This is a genomic window from Streptomyces sp. NPDC088147, from assembly GCF_044741565.1.
GTDB lineage: Bacteria > Actinomycetota > Actinomycetes > Streptomycetales > Streptomycetaceae > Streptomyces.
This window is the reverse complement of the sequence record NZ_JBIUSY010000005.1, coordinates 195,159-209,019: the sequence shown is the minus strand read 5'-3', so window position 1 is coordinate 209,019 and position 13,861 is coordinate 195,159. Positions and strand designations below refer to the sequence as shown.

Below are 13,861 nucleotides of genomic sequence, written 5' to 3'. Positions count from 1 at the left end.
CCGGAGCGTCATGCGCGGCCCGGTCGTACGCCCTGAGGGGCGGCGGCCGGGCCGCGGTGCGTCTCAGGTCCGGTGGAGGAGCTTGCTCAGCTCGGTCTCGACCTCGATGTCGTGCCGCTCCTGGCCGGCCGGGACCATCGCGTACGAGCTGTCCAGGAACCGGCGCAGCGGCGCCGTGTCGAACTGGACCACCGCCACCCCGTCCGGCGAGTGGAACTCCACGACGATCTGGGCCCGTCCGCAGGGCCACACCTGTACGTCGCCCTCGCCCGAGGGGAGCCGCAGGCCGGATTCGAGCAGGTCGCGGGCGAAGGCCCAGACGACCTCGTCGCCGTTGAGGGAGACCTCGGGAGGGAACACGATACGTATGGCGAGCGGATCGGCGCCGTCGTAGCGGAGTGTGACGGAAACGGTCTTGGGGTGCGGGGCGTCCGTGATGAGACGCGCTGTGGCGGACTGCACGACGATGGGTGACATCGACCTGGCTCCTCGGTGGCTGCTGCGACGGCTGCTTGTGGCTGCCGGTGGCTGGGCGGGATCGGGAGCGCGACTCCTTGAACAGAAGAACCGGACATTTGGCTCTTAATCATACAAAACCTCCCGCATTTGTCCATGGCTTTGCTGTTCGTATATCCGTCGAACACCCTCCCGTCACCGTGCATGTCACATGCTCTTGCGAGGTGTTCGCAAGAGGGCCCTATCATCGAACGGCTCATCACCGCGCCATACGAGCAGGAAGCGGAGCCCCCGCCATGCATGTCCCCGACGGATTCATCGATCTGCCCGTCTCGGCCGCCTCCGGTGCCGTCGCCGCGGGCGCCGTCGCGGTCAGCCTGCGCGGCGCGCGCCGGGAGCTGGACGAGCGCACCGCACCGCTCGCCGGACTCGTCGCCGCGTTCATCTTCGCCGTGCAGATGCTCAACTTCCCGGTGGCCGCAGGGACGAGCGGTCATCTGCTCGGCGGCGCGCTCGCGGCGATACTCGTCGGTCCCTACACCGGGGTCCTGTGCATCTCCGTCGTCCTGCTGATGCAGGGCATCCTCTTCGCGGACGGCGGGCTCACCGCGCTCGGGGTGAACATCACCGACATGGCCGTGGTGACCACCGTCGTCTCGTACGCGCTCTTCCGCGCTCTGGTGAAGCTCCTGCCGCGCACGCGCCGCTCGGTGACCGTCTCGTCGTTCGTGGCGGCGCTGGTCTCCGTACCGGCCGCGGCCCTCGCGTTCACCTTCTTCTACTGGATCGGCGGGACGACCGACATCCCGATCGGCAAGGTGCTGACCGGGATGGTCGGGGTGCATGTGCTCATCGGCATCGGCGAGGCCGCGATCACCGCGCTGACGGTCGGCGCGGTCATCGCCGTACGGCCCGACCTCGTGTACGGAGCCCGGGGGCTGTCCGCGCCGCTGAAGCTGCGGGTGGGCGGTGAACTGGTCGACGCCGCCCCGGCGTCCGGCCCGGTGCCGGTGGCCGCGCGCTCCACCCGCACGCTCTGGGCGACCGGGCTGGTCACCGCGCTCGTCCTGGCCGGTTTCGTCTCCTTCTACGCCTCCGCGAACCCCGACGGCCTGGAGAAGGTCGCCGCCGACCAGGGCATCGACCGGAAGACCGAGCCGCACCACACCGCCGACTCCCCGCTCGCCGACTACGGCGTCCGGGACGTCGACGACGCCCGGATCTCCGGCGGGCTCGCCGGCGTGATCGGGGTGGGCGCGACGGTGGCCGTCGGCAGCGGCGTCTTCTGGGTGGTACGACGGCGCCGCACCGCGGCGGACACGGTCGCGGCCGGCGGGAACGCCTGACATGGGCGCGGGCCACGCCCACACGCTGTACCGGCACGGGGACTCACCGGTCCACGCACTGCCCCCGCACTGCAAACTGGCCGCCGTCTTCTGCTTCGTGCTCGTGGTGGTCTCGACCCCGCGCGAGGCCGTCTGGGCGTTCGCGCTGTACGCCGTGCTGCTCGCGGCCGTCACGCGCGCGGCCCGTATCCCCGCGGGCGTCCTGCTGCGCCGGCTGCTGATCGAGATCCCGTTCGTGGCCTTCGCGTTCCTCATGCCCTTCGTGGTCCCCGGCGATCACGTCCAGTTCCTGGGGCTGTCGTTGAGCGTCCCCGGACTCTGGGGCGCCTGGAACGTCCTCGCGAAGGGGACGCTGGGCGTCGCCGCGTCCGTGATCCTCGCCTCCACGACCGAGCTGCGCTCCCTGCTGCTCGGCCTCCAGCGGCTGCGGCTGCCGCCGATGCTGGTGCAGATCGCGTCCTTCATGATCCGCTACGGCGATGTCATCACCGACGAGATGCGGCGGATGTCGGTCGCCCGGCGCTCACGCGGCTTCGAGGCCCGGGGCGTCCGGCACTGGGGCGTCCTCGCCAAGTCCGCCGGCGCGCTCTTCATCCGCTCCTACGAGCGCGGTGAGCGGGTGCACCTGGCGATGGTCAGCAGGGGGTACGCGGGCAGCATGCCCGTCATCGACGAGGTGACCGCGTCCCGGGCGCAGTGGACGTACGCCGCCGCCCTCCCCGTGTCGGCGCTCGCCGTCTGTCTGCTTGGCTGGACCCTATGACCGAGCCTTCCGCCCCCGCCGTGCCCGCCTCACTTGAGGTCAGCGGGCTCGCGTACGCGTATCCCGACGGCCATCAGGCCCTCTTCGGCGTCGAGCTGACCGTCGGACGCGGTGAGCGGGTGGCCCTGCTGGGGCCCAACGGCGCCGGGAAGACCACGCTCGTCCTGCATCTCAACGGCATCCTGACCGCCGGGGCCGGTTCGGTCGCGGTCGCCGGGGTGCCGGTGGCGAAGCGGAATCTGGCCGAGATCCGCCGCAGGGTCGGCATCGTCTTCCAGGACCCGGACGACCAGCTGTTCATGCCGACGGTGCGCGAGGACGTGGCGTTCGGCCCGGCGGCCTCCGGGCTGCGCGGCCCCGAGCTGGAGGCCCGGGTCACGGCCGCGCTCGGCCAGGTCGGGATGGCGGAGTACGCGGACCGGCCGCCGCACCATCTCTCCTTCGGCCAGCGCCGCCGGGTCGCGGTGGCGACCGTCCTGGCCATGGAGCCGGAGATCCTCGTCCTCGACGAGCCCTCGTCCAATCTCGACCCGGCGTCCCGGCGCGAACTGGCCGACATCCTGCGGGCGCTGGACATCACCGTACTGATGGTGACGCACGATCTGCCGTACGCTCTCGAACTCTGCCCGCGTGCGGTGATCCTCAGCGAAGGCGTCATCGTGGCGGACGGGCCCACGGGGCAACTGCTCGGCGACGAGAAGCTGATGGGCGCGCACCGGTTGGAGCTGCCGTTCGGTTTCGACCCGCGTTCCGTGTCGCCGGGGCACGTTGCACCATAGAAGGGGTCGCGCCGCCGGGGCGTGGCGGGACGACGAGCGGTACGAGGCGTGGGTACCGACGGGCGGGAGTGCGGGCGTGGACGTCCAGGGCACGGTGGAGGCGGGCTTCGAGCCGGTCAGGGACGCGTTCGTACGGAACTTCGAGCGGCTCGGGGAACAGGGCGCGGCCGTCGCCGTGTACCGGGACGGGCGCAAGGTCGTCGATTTGTGGGCGGGCACCCGCGATCTCACCGGACGCGATCTCACCGGGCAGGAGCCGGGGGACCGGGGCGCGGGCGGCACGGACGGCGTGGACGCGGCGCCGTGGGCCGTCGACACGGCGCAGATCGTCCGCTCCGCCACGAAGGGCGTCGCCGCCGCCGTACCACTGCTCCTGCACCAGCGCGGGCAGATCGACCTCGACGCCCCGGTCGGCACGTACTGGCCGGAGTTCAAGTCCGCGGGCAAGGAGCGGGTGCTCGTACGCCACCTCCTGTCGCACCGCGCCGGGGTGCCGGTGCTCGACCGGCCGCTCACCCCGGCCGAGGCCATCGACGGGGAATCGGGCGCGCGGGCCCTGGCCGCCCAGCGGCCGGAGTGGGAGCCGGGCACCGACCACGGCTACCACGCGCACACCTACAGCTGGCTGATCGCCGAACTGGTCAGGCGGGTCACCGGCCGCGGCGTGGGCCGGTGGATCGCCGAGGAGATCGCCCGTCCGCTGGGGCTGGACTTCTGGGTCGGACTGCCCGCCGAAGAAGCCCACCGGGTCGGCCGGATCGGACCGGTCGAGGAGCCGACGGCGGTCGGCGGCGCGCTCAGACTGCGGCCCAAACGGTCCGTGTCGGAGGCGTACCGCGACGCGGAGTCCCTGACGCGGCGTGCGTTCGGCGTCATCGAACCCCGGCCCGACGAGAACGACCCGGCCTACCGCGCCGCCGAACTCCCCGCCTCCGGAGGCATCTCGACCGCCCGCGCGCTGGCCCGCTGCTACGCCGCGATGATCGGCCCCGTCGACGGCCACCGGCTGTTCGCCCCCGCGACGCTGACGCTCGCGCGTACGGAGGAATCCGCGGGCCCCGACCGGGTCCTGGTCGTCGCCACCCGCTTCGGCCTGGGCTTCATGCTGCACGGCCCGGCCGCCCCGCTGCTCGGCCCCGGCTCCTTCGGACACCCGGGGCGCGGCGGCTCGCTCGGCTTCGCCGACCCGGAGTCGGGCATCGCGATGGGGTACGTGACGAACGGCATGCGCAAGGGAGTGACGGCGGACCCCCGCGCACAGGCTCTGGTGCGCGCGGTGCGAACGGCGACATCATCGCCGGATGAAGCGATTTGACGGATACGGAGTCCTGATCACCGGCGCGGGCCGGGGCATCGGCGAGGCGACCGCGCGCAGGCTGGCGGAGGAGGGCGCGCGCGTCCTGGTCACGGACCTGGACGAGAAGCGGGCGGTGACGGCCGCCGAGTCCATCCCGGGCGCGGTCGCGCTCGGCTGCGATGTGGCGGACCGGGCGTCGGTGGAGGCGGCGGTGGCGTACGCGGCCGAGACCTTCGGCTCGCTGGACGTGCTGGTGAACAACGCGTACTCGTGCACCAAGGACGCCCCGCTCTTCGAGGACGAGCCGGACGAGGTCTGGGCGCTGGACCTCGACATCACCCTGACCGGCGCCTTCCGCTGCGCCCGCGCGGCGCTGCCGTATCTGGCGGCCTCGGGCCGGGGCGCGATCGTCTCGATCGGCTCGGTCAACGGCGAACAGGACTTCGGCAACCACGCCTACAGCGCGGCCAAGGCCGGCCTGGCGGGCCTGACCCGTACGCTGGCGGGCCACGCGGCGCCGCGCGGTGTCCGCGTCAACCTCGTGGAACCGGGGACGATCCGCACCGGCGCCTGGGCGGGCCGCGAGGCGGTGCTGGACCGCGCGGCGGCCCACTACCCGATGGGACGGGTGGGCACGCCGGCCGATATCGCGGCGGCGGTCGCGTTCCTGGCCTCCGCCGACGCCTCCTGGATCACGGGGGTGACGCTGCCGGTCGACGGCGGGATCCTGACCAGCAATCTGGGGTTGCGGAGGGCGTTCACGGACGAGGAGTAGCGCGCGGAGTCGCGGGGGGCAGGGGCCGCGGGGCGAGGAGCGGGGAGAGGCGCCGGGCCCGGCGGGGCGGGGCGCCGCCGCCCGAGCCGCTGTGGCGCGGCGAATCCCCGCCCGCCCGGCGGGCCGACGGCCTACACCCCGCGCCCGCGCGCGACCCCGACGACGTTGGTGGCGTCCACCGCCTTGCGCAGGGTCCTGGCCAGACCGACGGCGTCGCCCACGGCCCAGAGGTGGATGAAGAACAGCCGCGGCTCCTCCCTGAGTCCGTGGTTGTGCAGCTCGACCAGGCCGATCCCGCCGTGCCGCAGGATCTTGATGACGTCCTGGACCTCCTCGGCGACCATCACGACATCGCCGTTGAGCGCGGCCCTGCCGCCCCCCAGCGGCTGGAAGATGAAGGCGGAGATCGTGCCCAGGCCGCGGGGCAGCGCCATACCTCTGTCCACGACGACCTCCCGGCGCGCGAAGGTGGTCTTGTAGACCCGGCCTTCCTGCCAGCCCTTCATGCCCAGCGCGGCATCGATGGCGCCGGTGTCCAGATCGACGGGACCCGGCGGTCGCGGCGGCTCGTCGGGCGGGGCCGCGGTGCGGTCGAGCGCCGCGCGCAGACCGCGGGCGATGGCCACCGGATCCCGTCCGTGCGCGTGGACATGGGTCCACCAGACGTCGGGGGAGTGGGCGAGCAGATGCTTGTGCAGCGCGGTCTGCTCGATGCCGTGCGCCTGGAGGACGTCCGTCACCTCGTGCAACTCGCCCTCGGTCACCGTGAGATCGCCCATGGCCAGCACGTTGCCGTCGGCGTAGCGGACGAAGGCCACATGCGAGCCCAGGGCGAGTTCCGGTGAGACGGGGACTCCGTAGGAGACGACATGGAGGTCCCGGCGCGGGAAGTGCGTGTTGTACGCCATGTCGCCCGCCATGAAACCCCGCCGGCCCAGCGCCCGCGCGACCTGCTCCCAGTCGGCCGGGGTGGTGGTCACCGGCTGGACCGGCGCGTGCGCGTGGCCGCCGCCCTCCATCGTGGCGGGGGCCGGATCCTGGGCCTGGGCACGGGCGGTGGTGGCGCCGACCCCGGCCAGCAGCGGCGCCAGCGCGGCGGCGGTGGTGGTCAGCAGAAGACGCCGCGGCGTCCCCGATGCGTGGTCCGAGTGCCGGTCCTGGTCCCGGTCCTGGTCCGTGTCCCGGTCCGTGTCCCGGTCCTGGTCCGTGTTCCGGTCCTGATTCCGGTTCGGGTCGCTGTCAGATGTGTCGTGATGGTCCGCTTCTTCGTGTGGTTGTCCGCTCATCACATCGATACCTCCGTGACGAGAGGAGACCATGAGCGACTGGATAAACCAGGATCTGCCGGGCGCTGCCCGGCGAGTGTTGCCAAAGTGGCACCGTCCGGACCAAAGGCCCGGGTGGAGGCCCTCAGGGGGTGGTCGGCGCCCGCGCCCGCGGCGGGGCGTATCAGCCCGCGTGCAGCATCAGCCCGATCCCCACGACCATCAGACCCGCCGCCGCGATGCGCGGCGTACCGAAGCGCTCCTTGAAGAACACCGCCCCGATGGCCGCGCCGACGATGATCGACGACTCCCTGAGCGCGGCCACGGGGGCGAGCGGGGCGCGGGTCTGGGCCCACAGGACCAGGCCGTACGCCAGCATGGAGAGGGCCGCGCCGAGCAGCCCCCGCGCCGCGTGGGGCCGCAGCTGGCCGAGGAGCCGGCCACGGCGCGCGTACAGGGCGTACGCCGGGATCGTGAGTCCCTCCAGGATCATCAGCCAGGCGATATAGGCGAGCGGTGAGCCCGAGGCACGTACCCCCGCACCGTCCACCACCGTGTACGCGGCGATCGACAGCCCCGTCGCGACCGCGGCCGGCAGCGCCGGCCAGTCGGGCGTCCTCCCCGAGCCCCTGATGCCCCGGAGCGCGAGACCGACCAGCCCCGCCGAGGCGACGGCGACGCCCGCCGCCTGCCAGGCGTCCAGCGACTCCCCGACGAAGACGGCGGCCAGTACGGTCACCACGAGCGGCGCCGTACCGCGCGCGATCGGGTACATCTGACCGAAGTCGCCCAGGCTGAACGAGCGCATCAGCAGCGCCTGATAGCCGATGTGCAGCAGCGCGGAGACGATCAGATACGGCCAGGCCGCCGCGTGCGGCAGCGGCGTGAAGCAGGCGAGGGCGGCGCCGATCACCGCCGCGCCCCCGCCGATCAGGGTGAAGGCGACCAGCTGATCCTTGATCGTGTGCGCGAGGGCGTTCCAGCCGGCGTGGGTGAGAGCGGCGACGAGGACCGCGGAGGCGACGAGCGGTGTCACCCCGCGGCCAGTACGGACGCCACCACCGGGCCCGCCGCGTCGCCGCCGTGGCCGCCCGCCTGGACGACGGCCGCCGCGGCGAGGTCGTTCTGGTAGCCCGTGAACCAGCTGTTGGAGGTGGCCTGTCCGTCGACCTCCGCGGAACCGGTCTTGGCGCCCTTGTCGCCGCCCAGCCCGGACATCGCGTTCGCCGCCGTACCGCTCGTGGCCGTGACCCGCATCATGGCGCGCAGTTGGCTCGCCACGTTGTACGGCAGCGGGCGCGCGGCGGTGGCCAGTTCCCGGTCGTCCAGTGAACGCGGCACGATGACGGGCTGCTTGAACGAACCGTTCTTGGCGGTGGCCGTGATGGACGCCATGTTGAGGACGTTCATCTGGACCGTGCCCTGCCCGATGTACTGCGCCGCCGCCTCGCCGCCGGCCGCGGCCGGCACGCTGCCGTCGAAGGACGCGACGCCCGTCTTCCAGTTGTCCAGGCCGATGCCGAAGACCTGCTCGGTCTCGGCCTTCAGCGCGGCGTCGTCCTCGGCATCGTCGATCAGCTTGATGAAGGCGGTGTTGCAGGAGCGGGCGAAGCTCTGTGTGAACGTGCCGCCCGCGATGGAGAAACCGTCCAGGTTCGTGAACGTACGGCCCTGGTACAACGCTTCCTTGGGGCATTCGGCCGGACGGTCGGCGCCCACCAGGCCCTTCTCCAGCAGCATCGCCGCCGTCACGATCTTCATGGTGGAGCCCGGCGCCTGCCTGCCGAGCATCGCCGCGTTCCAGCCGTCCTCGCGGTTGTTGGCGACCGCCAGGATCTCGCCCGTACTCGGCTTGACGGCGGCGACCGACGCCTCGCTGTACTTCTTCACCGCCTGCTCGGCGGCGGCCTGCACGTTCGCGTCCAGCGTGGTCGTCAGCCGGCCGGCCGTGCCTTTGGAGACCGTGAGCAGCGTCTCGTCCGGCACGCTCTCGGTGTCGCTCCTCAGCACCAGCTCGACACCGGCGGAGCCGCCCGCGTCGTCGCCGTACCGCTTGCGCAGCTCGTCGAGGACCGGCCGGAGCGAGGGGTACTTCTCCTTCGTCAGCTCGGCGCCGTTGCGGTCGACGGCCTTGATCGGGGGCGCGGACGCCTCGTCGGCGACGAGGCGGGTGTCCTTCGTCAGCTTCGGATGGATCACCGAGGGCGCCCAGTCGACCAGTGGCCGGCCGGTGGTGAGCCCGCGCACCACGGTCAGTTCCGAGGTGTACGACCAGGGCTTGGTCTTCCCCTCGAACGTGACGGTGGCCTTCACGGTGAACGGGACCTTGGCGCCGACCGCCGGGCCCGGCGTGATCACCGCGGTGGTGACACCGGCCGTGTCGCGGTAGCCGCCGATGGCGCTCTCGGCGGTGGCCGGGTCGTTGGTCAGCTGGGCGACCGCGCCGGGGTCGCCCCCCTTCGCCCACGCCGTCAGGAAGTTCTTCGCGGCCTTGTCGACCTCGGCGGCGCTCAGCGGCCCGGTCCTGACCTCGCGCGTCGTGGCGGCGAGGTCGCCGCCCGATGATCCGTTGCCGCCGGTGAGGCCGTCGTACACGTTGTAGGCGCCGTACCCGACCCCGCCCGCGACCACGGCGAACACCCCGCCTATCACGGCGATCTTGGCTCCACTGCGCATGAGTGCAGTCCCCCTCCCCAGGAGTCCCCCGAACTTCTGAACGCGTTCAAGAGGACGACATGTGCACCCTACGGGACCGGTGTGTCACAGGGGGCGAGTGCCGGGTGAGCGTTATCGGACTGACGCGCGCCCCGATCGCCTCCCCCATCGCCGCCCCGACCGCCCCCGATCGCCGTCCCGGCCGCCGTCCTGGTTGCCGCCGTGGCCCGCCGCCGTCGTCGTCAGACCCAGGTGTCCAGCCACATCCGGTTGCGCCACGCGTCCAGCGGGATCGCCGTGCCCGTGTACAGCGGCCAGAAGTAGATGAAGTTCCAGATGATCAGCAGGACCAGCACCCCGGCACCGACCGCGCCGATCGTCCTGCGTCTCTCGTCGGAGCCCGCGGGCCCCACGATCGCGCCGATCATCATCGCCACCGCGAGACAGAGGAACGGGACGAACACGACCGCGTAGAAGAGGAAGATCGTCCGCTCCTGGTACAGGAACCAGGGCACCCAGCCCGCCGCCACCGCGCAGGCGATCGCTCCCGCGCGCCAGTCACGGCGGAAGAACCAGCGGTACAGGACGTAGCAGAGCGCGAAGGCCCCCGCCCACCACAGCAGCGGGGTGCCGATCGCCAGCACCTCGCGGGCGCATTTGCCGGCCGTGGACGCCGGGCAGCCGTCGGTGCCGGCCTCCGGGTCCTCGTAGAAGTACGAGACCGGACGGCCCAGGACGATCCAGCTCCACGGGTTCGACTGATAGGTGTGGCCCGACGTCAGATTGACGTGGAAGCTGTAGACCTCGTTCTCGTAGTGCCAGAGGCTGCGCAGCCAGTCCGGCAGCCAGGTCCAGGAGCCGCCCTTGCCCGCCGTCTCGGCCCAGTTCCTGAAGTAGCCCTTGTCGCTGACGATCCAGCCGGTCCATGAGGCGATGTACGTGAGGATCGCGACCGGGACCGTCGAGAGGAAGGCCGGCAGCAGATCGCGCCGGAACACCCCCCAGAACGGGCCCCCGCCCGCCGTCCGGCGCGCGCCCAGGTCCCACACCACACACATGATCCCGAAGGCGGCCAGGATGTAGAGCCCGTTCCACTTCGTCGCGAACGCCAGGCCCAGCATCAGTCCCGCCGCGATCCGCCACGGCCTGAGGCCGAGCCGCAGATTCTCCGCGACCTCCCGGTCCGGGCGCAGCACGCCGTCCTCGTCCACCGGCAGCGCCGCCGCCAGTCTCCGCCGTGCCCAGTCGCGGTCGATCAGCAGACAGCCGAAGGCGGCCAGGACGAAGAACATCAGCACGAGGTCGAGCAGGGCCGTGCGGCTCATCACGAAGTGCAGGCCGTCCACCGCGAGCAGCGCGCCCGCCAGACACCCCAGGAACGTGGAACGGAACAGCCGCCGCCCGATCCGGCACAGCATCAGCACCGAGAGCGTGCCGAGCACCGCCACCATGAAGCGCCAGCCGAAGGGGTTGAACCCGAAGAAGTGCTCGCCGAGGCCGATGACCCACTTGCCCACCGGCGGATGCACCACATAGCCGGGATCGACGGGCACCGGGACCGAGGACGGATCCTTCAGGATCGACTTGTCGATGTCCTTGGGCCAGCTGCCCTCGTACCCCTGGTTGATGAGCGCCCAGGCGTCCTTCGCGTAGTACGTCTCATCGAATATCACCGCCTTGGGGCTGCCCAGGTTCCAGAACCGCAGCACTCCGGCGACCAGCGCCACGAGCAGCGGCCCGCCCCACGCGGACCAGCGGATCATCCGGTCCGCGAGCCGGGGAGGCACGCCGAGCACGGCCCACAGCCGCTCCGAGGGCCGGGTGTACGGCGGCACCAGCCGCTCGCGCAGCCCGGTCACCGGCCGGGGCACATGGCCGAATCGGCGCAGCCGCTGAGGCCATGAGGGCGGCTTGTCGCCGGCGTCGTGCCCGTGGAGGGCTTCTGGCGCAGTACTGGTCACCGCGCCATCGTAGGGAACGCCGCTGTGCGTGGGGCGCCTCGCGCCCTGCGAGGATGGCGGATGTGATTGGAACGCTGGTACTCGCAGGGACGCCCATCGGTGATGTCACGGACGCGCCGCCCCGGCTCTCCACCGAGCTGGAGACCGCCGATGTGATCGCCGCGGAGGACACGCGGCGGCTGCGCAGGCTCACCCAGGCGCTCGGGGTGCAGACCCGCGGCCGGGTCGTGTCGTACTTCGAGGGCAATGAGTCCGCGCGCACGCCGGAGCTGGTCGAGGCGCTGACGGGCGGGGCGCGGGTGCTGCTCGTCACGGACGCGGGCATGCCGTCCGTCTCCGACCCCGGCTACCGGCTGGTGGCGGCGGCCGTCGAACGGGACATCAAGGTCACGGCCGTGCCGGGCCCGTCGGCCGTGCTGACCGCGCTGGCGCTCTCCGGGCTGCCGGTGGACCGTTTCTGCTTCGAGGGTTTCCTGCCCCGCAAGGCGGGCGAACGGCTCGGCCGGCTGCGGGAGGCCGCGGACGAGCGCCGCACGCTCGTCTACTTCGAGGCGCCGCACCGCCTGGACGACACCCTCGCCGCGATGGCCGAGGTCTTCGGCGCCGACCGCAGGGCGGCCGTCTGCCGCGAACTGACCAAGACCTACGAAGAGGTACGGCGCGGCGGGCTCGGCGAGCTGGCGGCCTGGGCGGCCGAGGGCGTACGGGGAGAGATCACCGTGGTCGTGGAGGGCGCCCCGGAGCCGGTGCCCGGCGATCTGGACCCGGAGGAGCTGGTGCGCCGGGTGCGGGTGCGGGAGGAGGCGGGGGAGCGGCGCAAGGAGGCGATCGCCGCCGTCGCCGCCGAGGCGGGCCTGCCCAAGCGCGAGGTGTTCGACGCGGTGGTCGCGGCGAAGAACGCGGCGCGCGCGGCCCCCGGCGCGGCCCTCGGCGCGGCCCCCGGAGCGGCGCCCGGGGAAAGTCCCCCGCGGACGGCAAAGGAATAGCGTGAAATGCAAAGCGCAGACCGTGTGCCGGGCCCTTTGGGCATGAGAAGGCCAAGACCAATCCATTAATCGACAGGGCTGATGCGCTCCCGCTGTCAAAGGCGTCCACTTGGTCAGTGGAGAGGAGCTGGCATGAGTGAGATCACGGGTACAGCCGCTGCCCACGAGGCATATGCCTTTTGTTGTATGCGTTGTGGGCACGGCTGGGAGCAGGCGTACGACATAGAGCACCACGTCGACGGCTCGGGCCACAATTTCGTCGTCTACAAGTCCGAGGGTGTGCGGGTGGCTTCCCCGCTGTCCAGCCCGAATTGCGTCAACTGCGGGGGGCACGTCGTCCGCATCATGCGTTCCGGCCAGGTCTCGTCGGTACGGGCGCTCATGGCGGAGCAGCACCACCCGGCGAAGGGCAAGCGCGGCGCGGCGGGCAAGGGGATACCGGCGCAGGCGGGCGAGGAGATAACCGACGGTGCCACCGGGGCCGCCCCGTCGGGGGAGGACGGGGCGGGCACGGCGGCCAGGCAGCACCACTGGCATCTCTCCGACCTCCTGCACCCCTTCCAGCACCACCACCGCACATGACGCACCGCGCGTCACGGGGGCACCCGTACCACCGCGTGTGACCGGCCGGGCGCGGCCCTCGTAGGATCGCGCCCATGAGTGCGAAACAAGCCCCGCCACCGCTGCCCGAGCCCCTTCGGGTCCCGGTCGCGGACGCGCACACCCACCTGGACATGCAGGACGGCACGGTCGAGGACGGTCTCGCCAAGGCCGCTTCGGTCGGTGTGACGACGATGGTCCAGGTGGGGTGCGACATCAAGGGCTCGCGATGGGCCGCGGAGACGGCGGCGGCGTACGAGAACGTCCACGCGGCGGTCGCGCTGCACCCCAACGAAGCGCCCCGGATCGTGCACGGCGACCCCGACGGCTGGTCGCGGCAGGGGGCCCGCGAGGGCGGCGGCGACGAGGCGCTGGACGACGCGCTGGCCGAGATCGACCGGCTGGCCGCGCTGGAGCGGGTACGGGCCGTCGGCGAGACGGGACTCGACTACTTCCGTACGGGCCCCGAGGGCATGGCCGCCCAGGAGTGCTCCTTCCGCGCCCATATCGAGATCGCCAAACGCCACGGCAAGGCGCTCATGATCCATGATCGCGAGGCGCACGCCGATGTGCTGCGCATCCTCGCGGAAGAGGGCGCTCCGGAACGCACGGTGTTCCATTGTTATTCCGGTGACGCGGAAATGGCCGAGGTATGTGCGGCGGCCGGGTATTACATGTCTTTCGCGGGCAATGTCACATTCAAAAACGCTCAGCCGTTGCGTGACGCGCTCACAGTAGCGCCATTGGAGCTTGTTCTCGTCGAGACGGATGCGCCCTTTCTCACACCGGCGCCCTATCGCGGCCGGCCCAATGCGCCTTATCTCATTCCGGTGACGCTGCGGGCGATGGCCGAGGTGCGGGGGATCGGTGAGGACGCCATGGCCGAGGCGATTTCCGGCAATACGGCTCGGGCGTTCGGTTACTGACGCATAACGGACCGGGAGGTGCCGGGAGGGCGCAGGGTAGCGTCGGCACGCT

The 13,861-nt window shown here is 71.8% G+C and carries 13 protein-coding genes; 8 read left to right on the top strand and 5 right to left on the bottom strand.

The features are described from left to right. Positions 1-63 precede the first annotated feature (63 nt). Entirely contained in the window at positions 64-477 is a 414-nt protein-coding gene (locus ACIOGX_RS18980; RefSeq protein ID WP_356512565.1) for an SsgA family sporulation/cell division regulator, read from the bottom strand. Between the two features lie 275 nt (positions 478-752). On the opposite strand from ACIOGX_RS18980, the gene ACIOGX_RS18975 reads away from it, so the two are divergent. The 5 genes from ACIOGX_RS18975 (at position 753) to ACIOGX_RS18955 (ending at position 5,416) form a co-directional block, all read left to right on the top strand. Beyond that, positions 753-1,802, top strand: coding sequence for an energy-coupling factor ABC transporter permease (locus tag ACIOGX_RS18975; RefSeq protein ID WP_401914517.1), 1,050 nt, complete (start codon positions 753-755; stop codon positions 1,800-1,802). A 1-nt stretch (position 1,803) separates the two neighbouring features. Beyond that, a complete protein-coding gene (gene cbiQ, locus ACIOGX_RS18970; protein ID WP_401914514.1) occupies positions 1,804-2,565 on the top strand; it encodes a cobalt ECF transporter T component CbiQ in 762 nt (253 codons plus the stop codon). Then, positions 2,562-3,344: an ABC transporter ATP-binding protein gene (locus tag ACIOGX_RS18965; protein ID WP_356512571.1), complete on the top strand. Its 783-nt coding sequence runs from the start codon at positions 2,562-2,564 to the stop codon at positions 3,342-3,344. The genes cbiQ and ACIOGX_RS18965 overlap by 4 nt, the downstream gene beginning before the upstream one ends. A gap of 76 nt (positions 3,345-3,420) precedes the next feature. After that, positions 3,421-4,659: a serine hydrolase domain-containing protein gene (locus ACIOGX_RS18960; protein WP_401914511.1), complete on the top strand. Its 1,239-nt coding sequence runs from the start codon at positions 3,421-3,423 to the stop codon at positions 4,657-4,659. After that, positions 4,646-5,416: an SDR family NAD(P)-dependent oxidoreductase gene (locus ACIOGX_RS18955; RefSeq protein ID WP_356512575.1), complete on the top strand. Its 771-nt coding sequence runs from the start codon at positions 4,646-4,648 to the stop codon at positions 5,414-5,416. The genes ACIOGX_RS18960 and ACIOGX_RS18955 overlap by 14 nt, the downstream gene beginning before the upstream one ends. A gap of 131 nt (positions 5,417-5,547) precedes the next feature. Here ACIOGX_RS18955 and ACIOGX_RS18950 read toward each other — a convergent pair whose 3' ends face one another. The 4 genes from ACIOGX_RS18950 to ACIOGX_RS18935 form a co-directional block, all read right to left on the bottom strand. Next, positions 5,548-6,702, bottom strand: coding sequence for a DUF1259 domain-containing protein (locus tag ACIOGX_RS18950; RefSeq protein ID WP_401914509.1), 1,155 nt, complete (start codon positions 6,700-6,702; stop codon positions 5,548-5,550). 163 nt (positions 6,703-6,865) lie between these two features. Continuing rightward, positions 6,866-7,717 (bottom strand): EamA family transporter, encoded by an 852-nt coding sequence (locus ACIOGX_RS18945; protein WP_401914506.1) that lies wholly within the window; start codon positions 7,715-7,717, stop codon positions 6,866-6,868. Further along, the gene (locus ACIOGX_RS18940) at positions 7,714-9,357 is read right to left on the bottom strand and encodes a penicillin-binding transpeptidase domain-containing protein (RefSeq protein ID WP_401914503.1); all 1,644 of its coding nucleotides are present in this window, start codon (positions 9,355-9,357) and stop codon (positions 7,714-7,716) included. Before ACIOGX_RS18940 ends, ACIOGX_RS18945 begins: the two co-directional genes overlap by 4 nt. Positions 9,358-9,578: 221 nt before the next feature. Further along, positions 9,579-11,297, bottom strand: coding sequence for a phospholipid carrier-dependent glycosyltransferase (locus ACIOGX_RS18935; protein WP_356512581.1), 1,719 nt, complete (start codon positions 11,295-11,297; stop codon positions 9,579-9,581). A gap of 62 nt (positions 11,298-11,359) precedes the next feature. Here ACIOGX_RS18935 and rsmI point away from each other — a divergent pair, with 62 nt between their 5' ends. From rsmI to ACIOGX_RS18920, 3 genes are all read left to right on the top strand, one after another. Further along, positions 11,360-12,283: a 16S rRNA (cytidine(1402)-2'-O)-methyltransferase gene (gene rsmI, locus ACIOGX_RS18930; RefSeq protein WP_401767007.1), complete on the top strand. Its 924-nt coding sequence runs from the start codon at positions 11,360-11,362 to the stop codon at positions 12,281-12,283. Between the two features lie 132 nt (positions 12,284-12,415). Further along, positions 12,416-12,865: a hypothetical protein gene (locus ACIOGX_RS18925; protein WP_401914498.1), complete on the top strand. Its 450-nt coding sequence runs from the start codon at positions 12,416-12,418 to the stop codon at positions 12,863-12,865. Positions 12,866-12,939: 74 nt separating this feature from the next. Beyond that, positions 12,940-13,809: a TatD family hydrolase gene (locus ACIOGX_RS18920; RefSeq protein WP_401914495.1), complete on the top strand. Its 870-nt coding sequence runs from the start codon at positions 12,940-12,942 to the stop codon at positions 13,807-13,809. Positions 13,810-13,861 lie beyond the last annotated feature (52 nt).

Excerpts from the sequence above, each read along its gene's own strand:
- ACIOGX_RS18975 (WP_401914517.1), top strand. The coding sequence starts at position 753 with ATGCATGTCCCCGACGGATTCATCGATCTGCCCGTCTCGGCCGCCTCC.
- ACIOGX_RS18965 (WP_356512571.1), top strand. The coding sequence starts at position 2,562 with ATGACCGAGCCTTCCGCCCCCGCCGTGCCCGCCTCACTTGAGGTCAGC.
- ACIOGX_RS18925 (WP_401914498.1), top strand. The coding sequence starts at position 12,416 with ATGAGTGAGATCACGGGTACAGCCGCTGCCCACGAGGCATATGCCTTT.
- ACIOGX_RS18950 (WP_401914509.1), bottom strand. The coding sequence starts at position 6,702 with ATGAGCGGACAACCACACGAAGAAGCGGACCATCACGACACATCTGAC.
- cbiQ (WP_401914514.1), top strand. The coding sequence starts at position 1,804 with ATGGGCGCGGGCCACGCCCACACGCTGTACCGGCACGGGGACTCACCG.
- ACIOGX_RS18980 (WP_356512565.1), bottom strand. The coding sequence starts at position 477 with ATGTCACCCATCGTCGTGCAGTCCGCCACAGCGCGTCTCATCACGGAC.
- ACIOGX_RS18955 (WP_356512575.1), top strand. The coding sequence starts at position 4,646 with ATGAAGCGATTTGACGGATACGGAGTCCTGATCACCGGCGCGGGCCGG.
- ACIOGX_RS18940 (WP_401914503.1), bottom strand. The coding sequence starts at position 9,357 with ATGCGCAGTGGAGCCAAGATCGCCGTGATAGGCGGGGTGTTCGCCGTG.
- ACIOGX_RS18920 (WP_401914495.1), top strand. The coding sequence starts at position 12,940 with ATGAGTGCGAAACAAGCCCCGCCACCGCTGCCCGAGCCCCTTCGGGTC.